At 55.1% G+C, this 19,583-nt stretch carries 11 protein-coding genes, 1 tRNA gene and 2 pseudogenes; 12 read left to right on the top strand and 2 right to left on the bottom strand.

Annotated elements, in window-relative coordinates; all coding sequences use genetic code 11:
• The 12 genes and pseudogenes from RSQ48_RS02500 (at position 1) to RSQ48_RS02445 (ending at position 18,012) form a co-directional block, all read left to right on the top strand.
• Positions 1-566 (top strand): annotated as a pseudogene (locus RSQ48_RS02500) (RES family NAD+ phosphorylase).
• Between the two features lie 17 nt (positions 567-583).
• Positions 584-955 (top strand): DUF3742 family protein, encoded by a 372-nt coding sequence (locus tag RSQ48_RS02495; RefSeq protein WP_121738022.1) that lies wholly within the window; start codon positions 584-586, stop codon positions 953-955.
• A gap of 227 nt (positions 956-1,182) precedes the next feature.
• A complete protein-coding gene (locus tag RSQ48_RS02490; RefSeq protein WP_415302123.1) occupies positions 1,183-4,929 on the top strand; it encodes an AAA domain-containing protein in 3,747 nt (1,248 codons plus the stop codon).
• Positions 4,926-7,334, top strand: a complete 2,409-nt coding sequence (locus tag RSQ48_RS02485) for a PIN domain-containing protein (RefSeq protein WP_415302122.1) — start codon at positions 4,926-4,928, stop codon at positions 7,332-7,334. Before RSQ48_RS02490 ends, RSQ48_RS02485 begins: the two co-directional genes overlap by 4 nt.
• Positions 7,258-8,484: a hypothetical protein gene (locus tag RSQ48_RS02480; RefSeq protein WP_415302121.1), complete on the top strand. Its 1,227-nt coding sequence runs from the start codon at positions 7,258-7,260 to the stop codon at positions 8,482-8,484. The genes RSQ48_RS02485 and RSQ48_RS02480 overlap by 77 nt, the downstream gene beginning before the upstream one ends.
• Complete coding sequence (locus tag RSQ48_RS02475) at positions 8,481-10,343, top strand: AAA family ATPase (protein ID WP_058195251.1); 1,863 nt, start codon at positions 8,481-8,483, stop codon at positions 10,341-10,343. Before RSQ48_RS02480 ends, RSQ48_RS02475 begins: the two co-directional genes overlap by 4 nt.
• Positions 10,340-10,933, top strand: coding sequence for a 4Fe-4S single cluster domain-containing protein (locus RSQ48_RS02470; protein ID WP_312451482.1), 594 nt, complete (start codon positions 10,340-10,342; stop codon positions 10,931-10,933). Before RSQ48_RS02475 ends, RSQ48_RS02470 begins: the two co-directional genes overlap by 4 nt.
• Positions 10,934-11,119: 186 nt before the next feature.
• Positions 11,120-12,079 carry a hypothetical protein gene (locus RSQ48_RS02465; protein WP_415302120.1) on the top strand — a complete coding sequence of 320 codons (960 nt, stop codon included), beginning with the start codon at positions 11,120-11,122 and terminating at the stop codon, positions 12,077-12,079.
• A complete protein-coding gene (locus RSQ48_RS02460) occupies positions 12,076-12,942 on the top strand; it encodes a histidinol-phosphatase (protein WP_058195286.1) in 867 nt (288 codons plus the stop codon). The genes RSQ48_RS02465 and RSQ48_RS02460 overlap by 4 nt, the downstream gene beginning before the upstream one ends.
• Before the next feature lie 2 nt (positions 12,943-12,944).
• A complete protein-coding gene (locus RSQ48_RS02455) occupies positions 12,945-14,069 on the top strand; it encodes a hypothetical protein (protein ID WP_153163444.1) in 1,125 nt (374 codons plus the stop codon).
• A 770-nt stretch (positions 14,070-14,839) separates the two neighbouring features.
• Positions 14,840-16,927, top strand: coding sequence for a capsular polysaccharide synthesis protein (locus tag RSQ48_RS02450; protein WP_079984729.1), 2,088 nt, complete (start codon positions 14,840-14,842; stop codon positions 16,925-16,927).
• A 62-nt stretch (positions 16,928-16,989) separates the two neighbouring features.
• Complete coding sequence (locus RSQ48_RS02445) at positions 16,990-18,012, top strand: IS30 family transposase (RefSeq protein ID WP_415302119.1); 1,023 nt, start codon at positions 16,990-16,992, stop codon at positions 18,010-18,012.
• Positions 18,013-18,062: 50 nt separating this feature from the next.
• On the opposite strand, the pseudogene RSQ48_RS02440 reads toward RSQ48_RS02445, so the two are convergent.
• Both RSQ48_RS02440 and RSQ48_RS02435 read right to left on the bottom strand, forming a co-directional pair.
• Positions 18,063-19,154 (bottom strand): annotated as a pseudogene (locus tag RSQ48_RS02440) (tyrosine-type recombinase/integrase); the annotation flags it as partial.
• Between the two features lie 238 nt (positions 19,155-19,392).
• Positions 19,393-19,466: transfer RNA gene (locus RSQ48_RS02435), tRNA-Gly, on the bottom strand.
• Between the last annotated feature and the right edge of the window lie 117 nt (positions 19,467-19,583).

The raw sequence follows: 19,583 nt of genomic DNA, 5'->3' as shown, positions 1-19,583 counted from the left end.
ATGAACCGCGAGTTGCCATCCTTCCTGATCGATGCCGGTGAACTGCTCCAGCATGTGAGCCGCGTCGTCTATCGGGGCAGCCCGCTGTACTATGGCCGCAGCCGCACCAATCGCTACGATGACCCGACGCGGGCCTACGGCGTGCTTTACTTGGGGCGCGACTTGCCCACGGCGCTGATGGAGTCGGTGTTCCACAAACATCAGTGGCTTGCGGACAAGAAACGCTCGATCGCGCTGAAAGAAGTCCAGAGCCGGATGGTGCGCGCCGTAGGCGTGGTGGCTGACGTGCTTCTGGCGGATCTCACAGCACCGGGCGTCATGGCGGGCTACTTTGGCCTGAATCTGGAGCAGTTGGCCAGCCGCTGTTCGACGGCGTGCTCTATCCGTCGCGCAACAACTATCCCGCCAAGAGCATCGCCCTGTTCGAGCGTGCGGGCGCGAAAGTCAGCGTCATCGAGGACATCGACCTGGTTGACCATGTGGATTGGCCACGTTTCGTTGCCCGCTATCGCATCGGTGTGGAACCCGACCCCGGCCCGATGGAACCGGATGACGAAGCGTCCTGAAGCAGCCGGAGACGACCATGAACACCACGACCCGCACCAGCACCGCAGAACGCCTCGGACGCACCCTTGGCCGTGGATGGCGCGCCTATGTGCGTGGCGAACGGCGGGCGTCGAACTGGTTGGTATCGAAGGGAGTGCCGCAAGCGGGTGCCTCCGTGTTCGTGTGGGCGATTAAGCTGGTTGTGTTGGGATTGCTGTTTTATGTAGCTTTCTGGATGACGCTGTTGCTGGTGGGCTTGCTGCTTGTCTCTCGCGGTTTTCGCAGAAGCAGTGATGATTTTTCGCAACCACGCGACGAACTGCGCCATGGTGAAGCAGGATTCGGCTTGTACTCGCCGGACGGGTATCGCCTCGACCCGCATGACCCCAACAATCCGTATGACGACTAACAAGGCTATGTTTTTTGATGAATTTGTATATTGCGCTTGACCTAGGTAACAGAGGAATTAATCGAGCTATCGCCGATATTCAGCGCAGCCATCAGACATTCAAAAACTGGTGCAATGGCCGTGAAGGGGTGGAAGTTTTATATGAGCTGCTCTTTCCAAACAATATGCCAATCACGGGCTATGTTTCCAATCGGCAGCGGGACAAGCAGAATCCACGATACGCACAGATGGCGATTCGAGTTAACGCCGCTGGGCGGGATTGGCCTTTTCCGGAAGGATGCGCCTTCATCGCCACGGGAAGTTGGCCCACCGAATCCTCTTCGCCACTCTTTCTCATAAACGGCTTCATCGAGACCGCCGATCTGCCTGCGCGATCTTTCGAGCGCGAAGTCACTGCATTTGCCGTGCATGACAGTCTGCAATTCACGCCGGGCCAGCAGCGCATTCAGCGCGTCAATAATCTGCTCACGCCGCAACTGCTGGCCGACTTGCCACCAATCACGCAGCAAACCGAAAAGCAGTTGACCGAGTGGACTGAATTTCTTCGATGGAAAGAAAGCCTCATCCGCCACAAGGCGCGCGGCTTGCGCTACATCAGCCGTGAATGGCGTGACGAGCAGTTGGTTTTTTCCTTGGTCGCGCAGAGCGCACAGGCTTTGCAAAAAGACCGCAAGGCTTTGGGGCGGGATGATCTGGTGGCGTTTCAGGTTGGTCAATCCAAAGAACCGTGGGTGTTCGAATTGCCTGAACGGGAGGAGCGCCGCCTTCCTCGGCTAGGGCAAGCTGGCAAACTCTCGGAGCCTGCATCGGTGCCGAAAGATCGGCAATTACCCAAGGACGACAACTTGCCGGAATGTCCTTGGCCTACGCCCGTATTTGCCGAGCTGACCGTCTCACTGACCGAAGACGACGCGAATGATCTCGCCAATGCCGAGGAGCCGGATGCCCTGCGCCAGCGCATCCTGAGTCAAATTCCGGAGTCCGGTTTTCTGTCCATTTCAACGGCAGGCGACATGAGCCTGATCAAGCGCCATCAACAGGCGTTGCGGCAGCTGCAGGAGCAAGGCGGCTATGCGCCGTATCTGACTGATTATCTGTTCGAAGCTGCACAGGTTTCCGTACCGCAGCGTCTGGAGCCGGTTACGCAGTGGGCCAATGACAAGCTCAACCCGGCCCAGAAAGAAGCCGTGGTCAAGATTCTGTCTGCACCGGATTTATGCTTGGTTCAAGGGCCGCCTGGCACGGGTAAGACTACAGTGATCGCGGAAGCCATCGTCCAATTGGCGCGGCGCGGGCAGCGGGTACTGCTGGCATCTCAGGCGCATACCGCAGTGGACAATGCGCTGGATAGGTTGGGGCATGACGGTTCCTTGCGCGTAGTGCGGTTGGCACGAAATGAACGCAAGGTGACAGAAGATGGAGCAGCCTTCGCGGGGCAGGCAGCCTTGCAGCGTTACTACAAGGCCTTGGCCGGGCAAACCGAAGACCGTCTTGTAGTGTGGAAGCGTGCTGACGAAGACTTGCGTCTCTTGCTGGAGTGGCATGACCGCGCGGCTTTTGTGTTGCACGACGAGAAGGAGCTGACCAGCAGACGCGGGCAGCTTGAAGCGGACTTTGCATCGGCCCGCAGCCAGACAACGCAGACACAGCAGGCGTATGACGCTGCCTGCGCGCTGCTGGAGGAGGACAAGGCCAAACGTCAGCGCCTACACAGCATTCAGGCCTTGCTGCATGGCGAAGCCGAAACGTTGCATGGCGACTTGCGGGATGTGGAAGCGCCTGCCAGAAATCTGGTGCAAGGCCTTGCTTCCTGCGAGGCTGCAGGATTGCTCGTGAAATTTTCGATGGACGATTGGCTGGCCGATGCAAGCAGTCGGGGCGCAATGCTGGCGCATATGTTGGCCGCGTGGCGGCGTTTCACGAATGCGCGAGAAGCTATTGCTGCGGACATCCGTCGTCTTCGCGAAGCAGCGGGCGCCCCGATTCAGGATGCCAGCACCTGGTTACGTATTGAATCGCTCCGAAGCGAGGTCAAAGCCTTGGAGGAGCAGATGGAGAAGGACGATGCTTACGTAGATGATTGGAGAGCCGCGCGCAAGGAGCTCAAAGAGTTGGAGCAGGTTGGTGTGGGCTTGGAGCGCAGCCGTTATGACAGTCTGTTTCGCCAAGCGTCCGAATGGTGCGCTCCGATTAAGAACGCTACTCAACTGGCAGACGAAATGGATGCCAGCCTAACTGCATTGGAGAGGACGCGGCCGGTCATCGATCAGGCCATCGAAATCGTGAAGCAATCCACGCAGGCTCAATTGTCGCAACCCGCACCTGAAGCCCCGAACGATGGCCTTGTGCGAGCCGCGCGGAACCAGGAGCGCAACGCCCAAAGCAAGATCGATGACTGGGTCGAGCAGCGCAGACAGCATGAGCAGAAGGTTCAGGCCCTGTTGCAGGATGATTCAATCACGCAAGGCAACCGCTTGCCGCTGGAACCTGCTGCGACCTTGTCGCAGCGCGTCGAAACTGTTGCCCAAGTCATCAAGGTCTTGGAGCAACGTCAGGCCAGCCAGCAACATCAACGCCAGACATGGGGGCCGTTGCTGGATGATTGGAAACGCGATTTGAGCCGCAACAACGCCGCAGAAGAAGATTGGCAGCATCTGGGCGCGGATTTTCTGGCGAGCTGTAATGTGGTGGCCATTAGCTGCAATGAAAACGAACGCACGTTGGACGATGCCGGGCAGACGAGTTTTGATGTTGCCATCATTGACGAGGTGAGCAAGGCCACTCCGCTGGAATTGCTGATGCCCTTGATGCGTGCGCGCCGCGCTGTGTTGGTGGGCGACCACCGCCAGTTGCCGCCGCTGTTTCAGGAAGGCGACGAAGCTCGTAGCTTCATGGATGAAGTAGAAGAAAGCGAAGCGGCCAGTGCAGAGGAAAACAGCGCTGGCAAGGTTGCCGAAGCGCAAGCCTTGCTGACCCGCGACAACCTACGCCGCTTCGAGAGAATGGTCACAGCCTCGTTGTTCAAGTCGCATTTCGAGATGGCGGACGATGCGATCCGCGCACGACTCAGTGTGCAGTTCCGAATGCACCCGCAAATCATGGCGATGGTGAACCACTTTTACGAAGGTCAGTTGGAATGCGGCCTCCTTCGGCCTGACGACGATCCAGACCCGAAGCTTCGCCGTGTTCACGGACTGACGTTGAAGAATGTGAACGGTGGCTCACCCTTACTCACTCCGGATGACCATGCGTTGTGGGTGGACACAACCTACAACCTGCACAACCAGATTCACCGTGAAGATATGGACGGTAACCAGCCTCGGCGCACCAATCGCTTGGAGGCGGAGTTGATTGCGGAAACGCTGGAGCAAATTGAGCGGCAATCTGCTGCACAGGGCTACTCACGAACGAACAAACGCAAAGTCGGCGCGGTGTCTTTCTATGCGAATCAGTGTCGAGAAATTCGTGCTGCTATTCGCCGCCGTCGTCCAAAGGGTTCCAATGGTCGGTTTGAATATCTCGATGTTGAAGTCAATACCGTGATTCGTTATCAGGGCAAAGAAAAGGAAATCGTGCTGGTCAGCATGGTGCGCCACGATGGGTACGACCCTTTGCGTTCGGGCAATCAACCCCGGCGTCGTTCCAGCAAGGCCAATGTCGCCCGGTTCGAATTTATTAATGTGGCCTTTTCTCGCGCGCAGGCCTTGCTGATTGTCTTCGGCGCAAAAAGCATGTATGCATCCTATGAGGTGGATTTGCCGCGCATGGACAGCGCAGGTAGCGTGAAGCGAGCCGTTTACAAGGACATTCTGGATCAACTGGAGCGCGATGCACGGCTGGTTCCGGCAAGGCAATTGATGTCGCCTGAGATGCTACCCCAACAGCAACAACAGCGTGGCAGGTTCAATGCTCCGACTCATCGGACGGCTGCGCCCCAAAACGACAAGTACGGTAGCCGGGGAGGCCGCGCATGAAGCTAGCAGAAATTTCCGTCCCCTTGCCCTTGTATCGCATTGAATCCGATGTGACCTATCACACCGAGCGCAAGCCCACAGTATTTGAACGGATGGTGTTGCGACTGTGTGATCCTGGACTCCATTTGCCCGACAAACAGAACTTGTCTTTGCTGGCCGTTTTCCGCGATCAATTGGGTGCAGGTGATGTGCGTGAACTGCTGGAAGGCTGCGTATCTGAACTTTCCGCTTTGGGAGCGCTGCCCAAGCGTTACGCTCAAGATAGGCTTGAGGCCCCTTTAACTGAGCTTGAATTGACTGCCGATGGCTTGCAATTTTTGCGTAGCGACAGCCTGCCGGTGCGCTCGCGCACGGTTAAGGTCTGGCACCGCTATGATCCCATCAGCGACGAGATTAAGTCCACACAGAATGATGGAGCGCGTCTCAGCCAAAGTGATTTCAGTCGCGTTAGTGTCGCTGATCAAGCTTTAAGGCCGCAAAATCCGCTGCCGCAGGTTGAGCGCGCCATAGCGCAGGAAACGTATGACTGGAAAACCCCTGCGACAGTTATAGACCGCATCGCGCCCATTGTTCAGCCAGCGGGACGGATAGAGCGCCGACTTGAAGTCTCGTGCAGCGAGGATGGTGCACTGTCTGCGAGCGCTCCGCGTGATGCAGCGTTGCAGCGTTGGCTGGAGCAAGCGCAACTCGAACTGGCATGGGAGGTTCTGCTTGCTGATGCTCTGACAAGCGAGCCAGATTCCTTGCTGCCCATCGTTCACTCTTCTGTTTTACGAGAGGCCCGCACTGCCCGCCCCATTGCCGCTAAAGGGAGCACAGCCAGGGCGCGGTTCTGCATCGTTGCGCAAGGGGTTGCAGCAGCGGATGCAACAACACCCATTATCGTTTTATCGTCTGAAGTGAATGCACCAGAACTGGTTGCCAATGGCAAACAACCGACCGTGTACACACTGCTTGTGCCTACCCCCGCAGGAATTACGACGGGATTTCGTAGCTTGTCTCTGCCTCAGATCGATGGGGCGAGCGTTCAAGTAGAAGTAGCCGGTAACCTCCGCCTCTATTGGGCCGGGCAGCCGCGCCTGTGTGGCCTGGCGGTAACTTTGAACGACCAGGCTGCAACCGAGCTTTGGGCCAAGCTGCGCAGAGATTTAGAAGGGGCTTGCGAGCACTCTGATGACCCACGCATTGCCTTCATGCCCGTGGCATGGCGGGATGTCGATGCACTCGGCGAAACGGTGTGGCCGTGGCTTGCCACACGTGCTAAACAGCCACTGGGCGATCTGATTGCATTGGTCGAACCCGCTACACAAGCAATTGGTTTGTGGCGGCCTGGTGGGAAAGACTGGAAACCTGCGTGGGAAGTATCTCTGGCAAGAGCCATTGATGAATCGTTGAGGCATACGCCCAATCAGCTTGAGCCTGAAGAAGTCGCTTCTCTTTTGACTCAGGTGGCTCAGATGCTGCCTGCTGACAAGGCTGTGCCTCTGCAAGCCGCGCTACTGCATCATGCGGCGCCCATTCGCGCCTTGGAGTCATTGGCAAAGCTGCGATCTGCCTTGCCTTCCACCACTGAAATTCCAGAAGAACTGCTCTCCATCGCATTGCGGCAAGTGTGGCTGGAACACGCATTGGAGCGCAAAGAGTTGAAGCTGTATGGCCCGCACGCCATACAGCAGCCGATGCAAGATATACAGAAAGCCGTTCAGGACGTTTATCGGAGTATTGGCGAACAGGCGTTGAAAGCGGCTGGTAATAGCCAAATGGATGTGCGCACCTTGACCCCTCATGCCTTGGATGCTGTTCGCACTTGGCGCAAAGCTGCGGGGAATCTCCACACTCTAAACGTATCGTCACTCCTCTGGGATGCGTTGAATGAAGAGGTAGAAAGCTGGGGCCTTCTGGCGCAAGAGAAGCTGGCTCCAGTCGAGATTGGGCATCGTATCGTCGTAGTGGATACCAGCGCTCTGATGGAGCATCCTGAGCTTTTGCATGGTCTGATCTCCAACGATATTTTGGTGGTGCCGCTTCGTGTGCTGAGCGAGTTGGATGGTTTGAAGAGCAGTGAAGATGAGGCTCGCGCGGTCAAGGCGCGCGCGGCCATTCGCCAGTTGGATGCAAGCGCGTCCCGTATCCGCCATGAAACAGACTACGCAGCCTTACTGCCTGCTGAATGGGATGCCAGGCAGCCCGACCATGCCATTCTTTCAACGGCGTTATTCTTTCGGCTGAATGATGTTTTGTTTGTGAGCAATGACATCAACCTACGCACCAAGGCGCAGTCTCTTGGCCTGAACACGCAAGATTCCAAGTCATATGCGCCTTCGCACCTTGTGCCCGCTGCTGCTGCTGGTGCGCCAAGCATACATTCACGGAAGCAAGATAAAAGAAAAAATCAAAGGAAATGAAACCATGAGTCGGGCAGACGAATATCGCTATCAAATTCAACGGCAACGCAAACAAGAGCTTGATCGACAGCGTGTGCGCGAGACAACGCGTCCGTTCCTTGAGCGCTACCGCAGCGTATTGAATGATGTCGCCAGCCAAGGGCTGGGCGATGTGATTCCAGCGGAGTTTCGTGAGCTGAGTTCTGATCTTCAGCGCATGGAGGCTCTGCTGGAGTCTGACCCGTTTGCTGCCAGAGATATGAGCCGTTCCCTGGGTGGTCGATTCCACGGATTACCACGCTTTGCGCGTGAGCAACGCCGTTCCCGTCAAGAGGCGGAGCTAGCCGCAGCTGAGGCATTCCGCAACGCGCAGCAAGCTGAGGTCGAACGACAGTTGCAGGTGAAGGCAGAACTTGAAGCAGCATGGCGCGAGGGTTTGAGTGGCTGGAGCACACCTGTCGCACTCAACGCAGCGTTTGCCGAGTTGCAGAAACTACGGGAGCGGCTACTTGGCAATGCTGCCAACAACATGACCTCGGCGCAAATTTCAGCCGCCTTACGCGAAGTTCGGCAGCGATATGAAGTGGACGCTGAGCGCCAATTGCAAGAAATGAAAAATCGTGTGCAGCGCGAGGCCGTGACCGACGTACTGACGCTGCAAAGAGAGCAGTTGGAGCAGGAAGCGAATAAGGACGGTGGCGAACGCGCTGCCAAGTTGCGCGAGGCATTGGCTCATGCAGTAGGACTGGCTCCTGCAGAGCAGGCTGAAGCCTTGAACCAACTGGTGCAAGAACAAGATGAAGCTGCCGTAGACGAAAGCCAGCGTCGTGAAGTCGTGCGGGCGGTTTATCAGTCACTGCAACAAGCTGGCTTTGTTGTGGATGGACCAGAGCATCTTGTATCGGAAGGGGAAGACCAAGTGCTGATTCGCGCCCGTCGCCCTGCTGGTGCGCAAGCAGATTTCCGCGTCAACTTGAGCGGTCATCTCAGCTACAAGTTTCATCAATACAAAGGCAAAACGTGCGAGAAAGATGTCGCCCCCGTCATGGCAACGCTACAAGATGCTTACGGCATCAGCCTGAGTGACAAACGCGTGATTTGGGTCAATCCCGACGACCAGGATCAGGATGCTCGCCCTTACCCTGATGCGACACAGGAGAGAAGCAAATGAGTTCAGCTTTGTTGCCGTGGCAGGAAGACTTTCGCCGCGAATGCGGCATACGGCGCGGTGTTATCTTGCACGGTAATACGGGTGATTTGACATCCGATCCCGAAGCACCAGGGCAATGGACAGCGTTGCCTACCGCGTTGATGAACCTGCTGCGTCAGCGTGGGTATCAGCATGTAGTTTTCTGGAACCGCGTCAATGGTGTCAGCGGCGTTGATGCGAGGACTTGGGGGGAATTGCAAAGCTCAGTTACCCCACCTGCCGCAAGAGAAAGCACATCTGAGGGGAATGCCTATGACATGGGTGATTTGCCGCCTACACCTGTGGCGAGCCCCGCATCCAACGGCATCACGGCCAGCGCGGATGACTTACTGACTGTTGCTGCACAATGGCTGCGGCAACCGCGCGCCGAAAAGTCAGTCGCTTTTGTGTTGGACTGGACGCAATACTTGTTTGGTAGCGTCAACTCGCTGAGTGAGAACGAGCGTGGCTGGCTGCTGCGTCTGGGGCAAGCGACTCGTGATGCCGCCGTGGTTCGCAATGCTGAAAGCATTGGCCAGCCTCAATCACTGCTAGTGCTGCTGTGCGGGGGCTTGAATGTGCTGCCACCATCGCTCTACCTGAATAATCCACTATTTAGGGAAATAGCAATTCCCTTGCCGACAAGGCAGGTTCGTGAGTCTGCTGTACTGGGTTTGAAAGAAGTGTTTCGGTTGCAGCCCCCTTTGCAGCAAGGAGGGCGTGAGTTGGCTGACTTCGTGGACGGATTGGAAGGCCAGAGTATCCGCGACATTCACAATCTCGCACGACTTTCACGACAGGAGACTGAAGTCTCAAGTGCCTTGTCTTTACTCAATCTTTATCGCCACGGACGCAGACACAGTCCTTGGGAACAACTGGATCACAAAAAACTTCAGACCATTGTCGAAACCCTGGGGCGTCGGGTCAAAGGTCAAGGGGAAGCAATTGAATCGGTACGGCGCATCCTCGTGCGTGCCTTCACGGGGCTGTCGGGGCTTCAACACTCGTACAGGCAACGCACTCCCAAGGGCGTGTTGTTTTTTGTTGGCCCAACTGGTGTCGGTAAAACCGAACTGGCAAAGTCCATTGCCGAATTCCTCTTTGGCGACGAAGAAGCCTGTCTTCGTTTCGACATGTCAGAGTTTAATCACGAACATGCCGATCAGAGGTTGGTGGGCGCACCTCCAGGATATGTGGGTTACGAAGCTGGCGGACAGTTAACCAATGCGGTCAAACAAAGGCCATTTTCCCTGTTGCTGTTTGACGAAATCGAGAAGGCGCACCCACGCATTCTCGACAAGTTTTTACAGATTCTTGAAGATGGGCGCTTAACGGATGGCAAGGGTGAAACGGTGCTTTTTTCGGACACCGTCATCGTATTCACTTCAAACATCGGCGCAGCCGAAGTGAGCCATGAAAGCCAGGATGTGCGCAATGCATTCATCCAAAAGGTGCGACAGCATTTCGTGCATGAATTAAAGCGCCCTGAATTGCTAGGGCGCATTGGCGAAGCCAACATCATTCCTTTCAACTTCATGCGTGATGATGGATTTTTGATTGATATCGCTCGAGCCAAGCTGGAGCCATTGCGTAAAGGGCTGAAGGATAAATGGGGTGTTTCGGATTTGAGGCTAGTTAAGGAGGCCGAGATACTGGCCTTGCTGGTCAGGGAAGTGGATCGCGGAACGGGTGGTCGCGGCGTCCCTAACGCACTGACCAATAAGCTGATTGATCCATTGGCCGATTTTCTATTTGCACAAATGGCCGCCCCTGATCAGATCCGGGGAAAGGCAATTGAAGTTCATATTGCCGGTGGAAAATTGTTATTCGAACTGGAGTGAAATTTGTGCATTGGCTGAATATGGCATCTCGCCTACCTTGCACCGAAGCAGAAGGGCCGGGGCGAAGAGCAGCATTGTGGGTGCAAGGTTGCAATAAGCGTTGCCGTGGCTGCTGCAACCCCGCGTATTTGCAGCTGGTTGAGCGTGAGTTTGTTTCGGCCTCATCGGTTCTCGACTGGCTTGAAGACGCGCACCATGCGCATGATCTTGAAGGGGTGACCTTTCTCGGTGGCGAGCCCATGTTGCAAGCACAAGGCTTGACTGTTGTTGCGCAAGGAGCGCAGTCGCTGGGGCTGTCAGTGATGGTATTTAGTGGATATACAAAAAACGAGCTTGATGTGCTGCAGCTGCCTGGGGTTGACCAACTGATTCGCTACACGGATGTGTTGGTAGATGGCCCGTATGAGGTGAATTTGCCGGAGCAAAATCGCCGTTGGGCAGGCTCCACAAATCAACAATTTCATTACCTGACAACGCGTTACGACGCACGGATTGAAAGTGATGGTGAAGTCGAGCGTGTGCTTGAAGTTCGCCTGAGAACTGATGGCTCAATGTTTATAAACGGATGGCCAGAAAAAGTATTGCGCTGAATGATTTGGCGCGGACAGGCGGTATTGGTTCGCATAGATTTCATCCGTCATCGCAATCATCTCAAATTGTTTACAAAAAAACCTGTGCATTGGCGCAAGGTTGGATTGAGGCTTTGAATGCATCTTCAGGGACACCTCCTATACATCGACATTACACAAATATGCGGCATCGGCTGTGCCTTCTGTATGTACGCCGACAAGCACAAAGCGGGCATTAGCATGGAACTATCAACGTTAGCGCGGGAAAACCTTGCTAGGTTGATCAATGCTTCGGAGGTCAAGCGCATCTCCATCAGTGGTGAAGGCGAACCACTCAACAACGCCAAAGTGTTCCACGAGATTCTTGGGTTGTCAGAAGGTGGTAAGTGCTTCGAATTCATCACCAGTGGGTTCTATCCACATGACAAGATGGAGGAGTTCTACGACACGACAAACCGGATTGTCTTGACCAATGGCGACACCTGCAACATCCGCCTCAGTGCAGACAGCCATCATATCGAGAAGGTCAAATGGCGGGCCCATGGTTTCAGCTTGGACTTCCTGCGGCGTCGGCGACCCTCTGGGTTGAGTTTCTCGTTCCGCTCAATCGATACCGATCGCGATTTCACTCGCGAGTACCTAAAGTCTGAACTCGCTTGTTGGGGGCTTGAGGCAACCATCGAGCCGAGGAGCGTGCTGGAAGACGTACTGGCCGCGGGCGGCGATTGCTTCGGTATCGACTACAAGAACCTCGTTCACCCAGCTCTAGGAACCGCCCCCGGTTATCTGGATATGCTGGGCTACATCAAAGCGATCGAGTCCAAGGTCAACAAGCCCTTCACCTTCGGCAGCCTGAACAAACCGCCGCAGGCCAACGGTTTGGATGTCACGGTAAAGCCTAGCGGCGATATATACCTGTATGGCATCGAGAATCAGCGCCTGGGCAACATTCACTTTGACCAGGTCGACTGGCAACGGCTGGTCGACCACGTGCGGGAAACACCGTTAACCCGAGCACTTTATACGCAACCCTTGACCGAGTTGCTGGCGCGCCTTGATAACACAGACCTGCTTCGTTCGATCATCGCCAAGGTGAACAACCCCTACTGGCTGGTGAAGGAGCTGGCAGGTCATGCAGGGTTGCTTGAACAGTGGGACGCTGCATGATCGACTCACACAGCCACACCTTTTATTCGAAGCATGCGATCGGCACTGTCGACGAGTTAGTTCGTGCCTCGATCGCCGCAGGCGTGACCGTCCTAACCATCACCGACCACGCGCCGTTCCCTGTGGATATGGACAATCGTCTGCTCGCGTCCGAACTTGATCGCTATTTCGCTGACATCGAGCGGGCGCGGGAGATTTATCAGGGGCAGATCACCATCCTGTGTGGCCTAGAGCTCGACTACATGCCAGGCACCGACGCCTTCAATCGCGAGCTGCTTGCTCGTTACCCGATGGACTTCGTAATCGGCTCGATTCATTACGTGGAAGTTCCAGATGAAGCGATGGTGAAGGTCTGGGAGCTGCCACGCCTTGCCGGGCAGGCGTTTCTAGATCGCTACTTCGCCAATCTCGAAGGTCTGCTAGACAGTGGATTGTTTGATGCTGTAGGGCACGCTGATACCTTGCTGCGTGGCGTGCCGGAAGACATCTTCCTGCGCCGTTTCGAGCCTTTGCTGGCGCCGCTCGCCAGAAGCGGCATTGCATTCGAGCTCAATGCCTCAGGTCTTCGAAAGTCGAGCCTGGACCCTGCAACGGGCAGGGAGATTCAGGGATTTTGGTCTTATCCATCTCGGGAATTGGTGGCACAGCTTATCGCACATGGGGTGCCTTTCACGGTTGGGTCTGATACCCATGCCCCGAGCGATGCTGGTGCGGGCATTTCTGAACTGCTTGAGGCCCTGAGGCCTTTGGGGCTGAAGAGCATTAGTTACTACGAGAGGCGCCGACGAATCGATGTCTCCCTCGACAGCCTGACGTTACCGGGCACACCGGCAACTTTGACAGCAGGACTTGAACGGCCTTGAACATGATTTACCCCGAAAATTCTCCGCCATGGTTCGAGGTACTTAAGAGCCCGATTGATGTCCAGTTGGCGATGTTCCGTCAGGCTTCCGCTCAGCCCCGTGCGAATGATGTGAAAACTGGATTCCGCGCGTTCGCTGCCGAGCTGTTCGCACGTGACCTGATCAGCATGACCGAGTATGTTTCGATTTTTGGCGGTACTGCCCTGCACTGCCTTACACCTGCCGAGTCGGGGGTGTTTCGCGACATGGCCACGGGCAGCGATGCCTCAGCACTGGCGGGGATCTACAGCCGTGCAAAATACGGCGGTGTGCATGACATCCGGTATCTCGCAAGACAACTGATCGACTACCTCTGTGGTGAGCTGGATAGGCCAGACTCGCAGTGGTCATACCTGTTCCAGAACGCCAAGGTCCGTGGTGACAACGTGGTGATGATGACCACTGGTTGGCGCAACGTGCCGTCCACGGCGAACGTGCTCTATGAGTTCGTGGTCGAGGAGGTCAACGTCAAACTGGCGCATATGGCGTTGCCGACCATCATCAACGTCAAGCTACCCAGGATTGCGCCGCCCTGCGAGGACTACGCCAGCCTCAGTACCGAGGAGCGGGAGCGCGTCAATCTGGTCCAAGACCACGTCATTCCGGCTGAAAATTTCTATCGATGGAGCGGTGTGCATGTGATCTTCGGCGACGATGTGTTGGTTACCGGATCTACTGCCGACAAAGTGCTTTATGAATCCATGCGTAACGGTGCAAAGTCGTTCCGCGCAATCTATCCGGTGGCGATCGACCCCCGGGTGGCGCTAGGCGACGCCTCGGTTGAGGATCGGCTGAATAGTGTGGTGGTCGAGCAACGGCTGGACGATACCGTTGCGGAGCTGTTGTCTGCGCGGGACTACCAGCCAATCCTGCGCACCCTGCGCTTGTTGTTCGGGGAGGGAAACCGAGAGTCGCTCGCCGCCTTCCTGCCGAAGGTGCCTGCGTCGACCTGGCTGCGCCTGTACAAGTCTGCCTTGGGCAACGAGTTTCTAGGCCAGCCGCAATGTGCTCCTTCCTTGGTGCTGCTGAGGGAGTACCTGACAAATGCCGGGTTGTTAAGTACCAATGGCAGGGCTATTTACCCGTGAGCAGCCAGCCTTGAGGCTTCGTTTGTGAATGTGTGGGTGTCAGTGTTACTGCGCTTGCGCGCAGATGAATTTGGCACTCACTGACCTCACTCAGGTTTAACTGCTGAGTTATCACCTCATGAACGGTCGGGGTGCCACGGTGAGGGGATGCGTGGGCAACGTACAACCAAGCGGGCACACGCGTCGGTAGTGGGCCGAACTCGAGCTCAATACGTACTAGGTCGAATACTTCAGTCGTTCGTCCGCTCGGAGTCCAGGCGAGCGGAGGAGTGCGATGATCGGGCTGCGTCACTTCGAGAGGACATTCGAGCTCCATATTTATGGTCCCAGGGTAACAGTCTACGACCTCGGGGAAGCCTTGGCTGATCAGTGGCAACTGGCGAGCGAGAGTTCCCTGCGCCACGCCTAGGCCGGGCACTATCCGTGCTTTAAGCGAATGGATTCGCTCAGCATCGGGCATTGTGGCTAACAACTCATGAAGATTGTCCAATAGAACCTCTGTCGATAACGCATTCATATCCTTCTGCCGGTACGCCGAATTTGACCAGCGTCTTGCCGACGATAGACGATCCTGGCCAAAGGCGGGGTCTAGTTCCGTATGATCACATTTATCACCGCATCCTGAAACTTGCAACGGCACGCGAGATTTTGTTAAAGGTAATCTTCTGGCAAACCTCAAGGTCAAGGAGTCGTCCGGGATTGGACAGCCACCCGCAGGCGTCCAATTATCGGTCAGGAAAAACTGTCCAAACAACCGGAGCCAGCTCTAAATGAAGACTCTATTTCCTGTGCTTAGTGAGCTCCTGATACGGCTTCTTGATTGGTCATTTGTACTCATCAAGCGGTTTACGAAAAAAAATAGCAACGTCAGGCATATTGTTTTCGTTAACTGGAATGGTAAGTACGGTGACGCTATCGCTTCGGCCCCCATCATCGAATTCCTAACTTCTCACTGCGGTGTAAGAGTTAGTGTAATTACCAACGAACCACTGCGTGCGCTCTATTGCTCGGTGATACAAGTAGATTCAGTTCACGTACTTGAGAAGAATTTTGGATGGTTTGATCTAGTTAATATCGCATTCAATGTAAAAAGGTGTGATGCAATCGTCCCACTCTTTGGCAAGCTTGGAGTTAAGGATGTTCTGTGTGTTCTTCTCTTGAACCCTCGAGTCATTTTTAGCACAGATAGCGCCTTAAAGATGTCAAGTAAGGAATTCATAGATAAGTCGAAAAACAATGATATCTACGGAATCTACCAGTCGATTGTCGATATGGCAATTAGCGGGAACAATACTTTGGCTGGAGCTTCATTTTGTGTAGAGAACGACTGTTTTTCAAAAAGTTATGATTTTCTGATCAACCCTTACGGGAGTCGGGAAGATAAGTCACTTTCTATCGAAAAAACCAAGTCTCTTATAAGACACCTAGCTACGTATCATCGTGATAGTAGCTTTGGCGTTATGCACTCTCCTAATTCTTTACTGTCAGCCTCACAGTTGGTTGACGACTTGAGCTTGCCTAATGTTGAGCTGGTAAAAGGAATAACAAATTTTGAAAGTGTTATTCCGATCATTCGCAAATCAGGACTATTGATCTCAGTAGACACATCTCTTGTCCATGTTTCTAAGGTACTAAATAAAGGTGTTGTCGCTATCTACCCTGAGACTAGGTATTTTAATATTTGGCAACCGACAACAAGTCGAAACTTTGAAGTTGTTCAGAGCAAAGGTCTGGTTGACTTTGGAGGCATTAAGGATATGAATCAATTCGAAAACGCAGACGTCGATTATGCGTTAAACCGAATTAAGAACAGTGATAGATTGGAAAATAAAAAAGTGGTTTTCTTGTACTGGCACTCTTCTAAAGAGGACATGCCTATCGGCCATGCCTTAAACATAAGAAATTTAGAGACTAGGCTAAGTAACAGTGATTGGATTGTTATCGTTACTACGTTAGACAAGCGCGCGCCTGATTACATTGAAAACTACATACCCCTCCCGCCGTACTTTCATCAACTGATAGAGAAGGCTGGCGATCCTAGCGTTCAGCATGGAAATCATAGTGACATTATCAGGCTTAGGCTTTTGGAAAGATATGGTGGTGTTTATCTAGATACGAGCACTATTTTTCTCAGGAATAACTTTGACGAAGTGTCCTTGTACAAGAATCTTATTTATTCAACGAGTGCTTCGCTGGCTGGCTATGCAAACGTGACATTTACTCGCAAGGATGAAAAAGGGCGTAATTACTTTAAAGAGGCAAAAGATGGTATTGAATTAGGCGTTTTGTACGCAAAACAAAAGTCTAATATCCTGCGGATTTTTAACTGTGAAATCGACAAGTACTGGAAGTGGAAAACATCCGATAAAGACTACAAGGATTATCCGCCATTTATAGAGTATGGCTTAGGTAAAATAAGTTTCCTGAATGAGTATCATGTCCATTACTCTATCTACCATCTTATCATTACCAGGCAACCAGAATTGCTTGGAGAGGTTGTAGTGCAGAGCATACATAGAAGTGGTAAGGAAACCGCGCTTGCGCATGGCCCTTATGCTATCTCCGACATATTCTGCCGTGGAAAAACTTCTTATGAGCCAGCTTCACCTAGAAAGATGCTGCAATGTTTTATTGAGGGGGAGATGGATACGTGGGATGGCATTTCAACCTCACTAGATGGGCGTATTGATATCTGTCGAGAAGTAGATTTGTTGGTAATCCCAGGGTATTTGAGAAAGGATTTGGAGCAAGAGTTTACTTGTCTAGGCGACTATTTAAACAAGAAAAGTCTCTACCACGCATTCTATGGTTTTTTAGCTGCTGAGGCCGAGCAGGCCTGTTTATTGACAGGCCGATGAATTATGACAAGGCGGTTTCAAACCCGAAGTGCAACAGCCCTGCGATAGGGTAAGTTGCACAGATGACCACCGGATACCAACAGTTGGGCGCCGATGAGCGCGTGGCGATTTCGGCGCTTCGACTCCAGGGGCTGAGCCTGCGCGGCATTGCCACCCGCCTGGGGCGCAGCGCCAGCACCATCAGCCGCGAGCTTCGGCGCAATGCTCTGCCCGATCAGCCCTACCGCGCCGAGGCCGCGCACACGCAGAGCCGGCGGCGTCGCAAGCAGGCCCGTCCGGCGCGCAAGCTCGATCCCCATGGCCCGCTGTGGCCGGTGGTGTCGCACATGCTGCTGTGGCGCTGGTCTCCAGCCCAGATTGCCCACACACTCAAGCGCATGCACCCGCACCAGCCGCGCCTGCAGCTCTCCCACGAGACGCTGTACAACGCCATCTACGCCCACCCGCGCGGCGAGTTGCGCTCGCAGCTCATCGCCTGCCTGCGCCAGGCCCGCAGCACGCGCCGCCCGCGCAGTGCGGGCCAAGACCGGCGCGGCCAGATCCCCGAGATGGTGAGCATCCATGTGCGCCCGCCCGAGGTGGATGACCGGCTCATGCCCGGGCATTGGGAGGGCGACCTGATCAAGGGCGCGGGCAATGCCTCGGCCGTGGGCGTGCTGGTGGAGCGCTCCTCGCGCATGGTGATGCTGTGCCGCATGCCCGATGCCACGGCAGAGTCGGCCCTGGCGGCCTTCACCTACAAGCTCAACCTCATCGCGCAGCCGCTGCGCCAGACGCTGACCTACGACCAGGGCAAGGAGATGGCGCGTCACCGCGAGCTGGCCCGCCACACGCGCATGCGGGTGTACTTCTGCGACCCCCACAGCCCCTGGCAGCGCGGCAGCTGCGAGAACATCAACGGGCTGATCCGCCAGTTCCTGCCCAAGGGCACGGACCTGTCGGTGCATGACCAGGCCGCGCTGGACTCGATCGCTGATCTGCTCAACAACCGGCCTCGCCAGACCCTGCAGTGGCAAACGCCCTACCAGGTCTTCCGCGAGTTCATGCAGGCGTTGCAGGACAAAGATTCGACCCTCGTACACTGAACAACTCCTGCTTCATTCAAACCGCTGTTGCACTTCGGGTTTGAAACCGCCCCCAATTCATTGAGCGCAGTCGAGATGGTGGCGCGAACGCCATGCCCAGTGAGTTGGTCTTCATAGCCCATACGCTTGAGCGCGCCATTGAGCGTGTTCTCGCTCAGAGGGTTTTTCAGGCACCAATCACCGGGGATAAGATACACCTGTGCTGGCTTCAGATTTCCCAGCAAATGACGAACGACCTCTTGTGCCTGCAACGACAGTGGCACGATGTATGGCGGGATGTCGGCGAAACGCTGGCGCTTCTTCTTGGTGAGCTGCTTGCGTTGCTTGAGCCTGACAACCGGGATGATCCACAGACCGCGCTCCAGATCAAACTGATCGGGCGTGGCGTAGCGCAATTCACCGGTGCGCACGCCCGTGAGCAGCAGCAGACGTAGACCCAGTTGCGTATTCAGGCGACCGCTGTACTTGCGCAACGTCTGCAGCATTGCCGGCAGCTCGGGCATGCGCAAAAAGGGATTGTTCTCCACCGGGGGCAGCGGCATCGCCACCACGTCCAAATCCTTGGCCGGGTTGTCGCCCATGTTGGGCACCACCACCGAGGCGTAGGTGAATAGCTGGCTGAACCAGGTGCGCAGCTTCTCGGCCACCGACAGCGAGCCACGCTTTTCCACTCTGCCGATGATGTCCAGCAGGTGGGCGCGGGTGACGTCGTAGATGGTCAGGTGGCGCAATACGGGAAACACGTCCTTGGCGAAGACGCGCCCGATCTGCTTGGGCGTACTTTGGCGGCCCTCATTTTCCAGAGAGAGGCTGCGGTGGGCCAGCCATTTGTCGTAGATGGTCTGGAAGGTGTGCTCGCCAGCCAGGACAATCACGTGACGTTTGCGCTTGCGTTCCGAGTGCGGGTTGATGTCCTTGGCCAGCAGCGCCCGCGCCTCTTCACGCAAGTCGCGAGCCTGTTTCAAGGAGAGGGCCGGATAGCCGCCAAAGGTGATGCGCTCACGCTTGCCCAGCCAGGAATAGCGGAAGTGCCATACCTTGCTGCCGATGGCGGAGACGTAGAGGTAAAGGCCGTCGAAATCGGCAAGCGAGTACGGCTTGCCGGTGGCCTTGGCTTGCCGAGCCATGAGGTCCGAGAGCATATGTCCAACTCCAGAAGGCGAGTTGAATGCAATCGTTCTCTTCTAGCGCCAGCTCCTCCAGCAACAATGCGGATTGGGAACCTCGCACATTGTTTGGGCCACTTTTTGTACCAGTTTGGGCCGGTTGTCAGTGGTTCTCGCTGGATGTCAGTGGATCGAGGTTAGGTGAAAAACATCAATCCTGACAATGACTTGCGACATTCCTTGGCGTTCGGTGGAAGTCCCTGGAAAGTCGAAGTGGAGCGGGTGATGGGAATCGAACCCACGACGGATGCTTGGGAAGCATCAGTTTTACCATTAAACTACACCCGCCCTGTTGGAGAGGTCTGCGTCAAACGCAGCCGGTCCCGCGAAAAGGGAAGCGAAAATTATAGCGCGATCTGGTGGCTGTGCGTCACACCCGCCCTATCTTTTTCACCCACCACCACA

The sequence above is a fragment of the Alcaligenes sp. SJTW-7 genome (genome assembly GCF_047716895.1).
GTDB lineage: Bacteria > Pseudomonadota > Gammaproteobacteria > Burkholderiales > Burkholderiaceae_B > Alcaligenes > Alcaligenes ammonioxydans.
Note: the sequence above shows the minus strand (reverse complement) of the source record. Positions and strands in the feature narration are given on the sequence as shown.

Bases quoted from the DNA above. Each gene is read 5' to 3' on its own strand.
- RSQ48_RS02495 (WP_121738022.1), top strand. From the start codon at position 584: ATGAACACCACGACCCGCACCAGCACCGCAGAACGCCTCGGACGCACC.
- RSQ48_RS02490 (WP_415302123.1), top strand. From the start codon at position 1,183: ATGGCGATTCGAGTTAACGCCGCTGGGCGGGATTGGCCTTTTCCGGAA.
- RSQ48_RS02485 (WP_415302122.1), top strand. From the start codon at position 4,926: ATGAAGCTAGCAGAAATTTCCGTCCCCTTGCCCTTGTATCGCATTGAA.
- RSQ48_RS02475 (WP_058195251.1), top strand. From the start codon at position 8,481: ATGAGTTCAGCTTTGTTGCCGTGGCAGGAAGACTTTCGCCGCGAATGC.
- RSQ48_RS02465 (WP_415302120.1), top strand. From the start codon at position 11,120: ATGTACGCCGACAAGCACAAAGCGGGCATTAGCATGGAACTATCAACG.
- RSQ48_RS02460 (WP_058195286.1), top strand. From the start codon at position 12,076: ATGATCGACTCACACAGCCACACCTTTTATTCGAAGCATGCGATCGGC.
- RSQ48_RS02455 (WP_153163444.1), top strand. From the start codon at position 12,945: ATGATTTACCCCGAAAATTCTCCGCCATGGTTCGAGGTACTTAAGAGC.
- RSQ48_RS02450 (WP_079984729.1), top strand. From the start codon at position 14,840: ATGAAGACTCTATTTCCTGTGCTTAGTGAGCTCCTGATACGGCTTCTT.
- RSQ48_RS02445 (WP_415302119.1), top strand. From the start codon at position 16,990: ATGACCACCGGATACCAACAGTTGGGCGCCGATGAGCGCGTGGCGATT.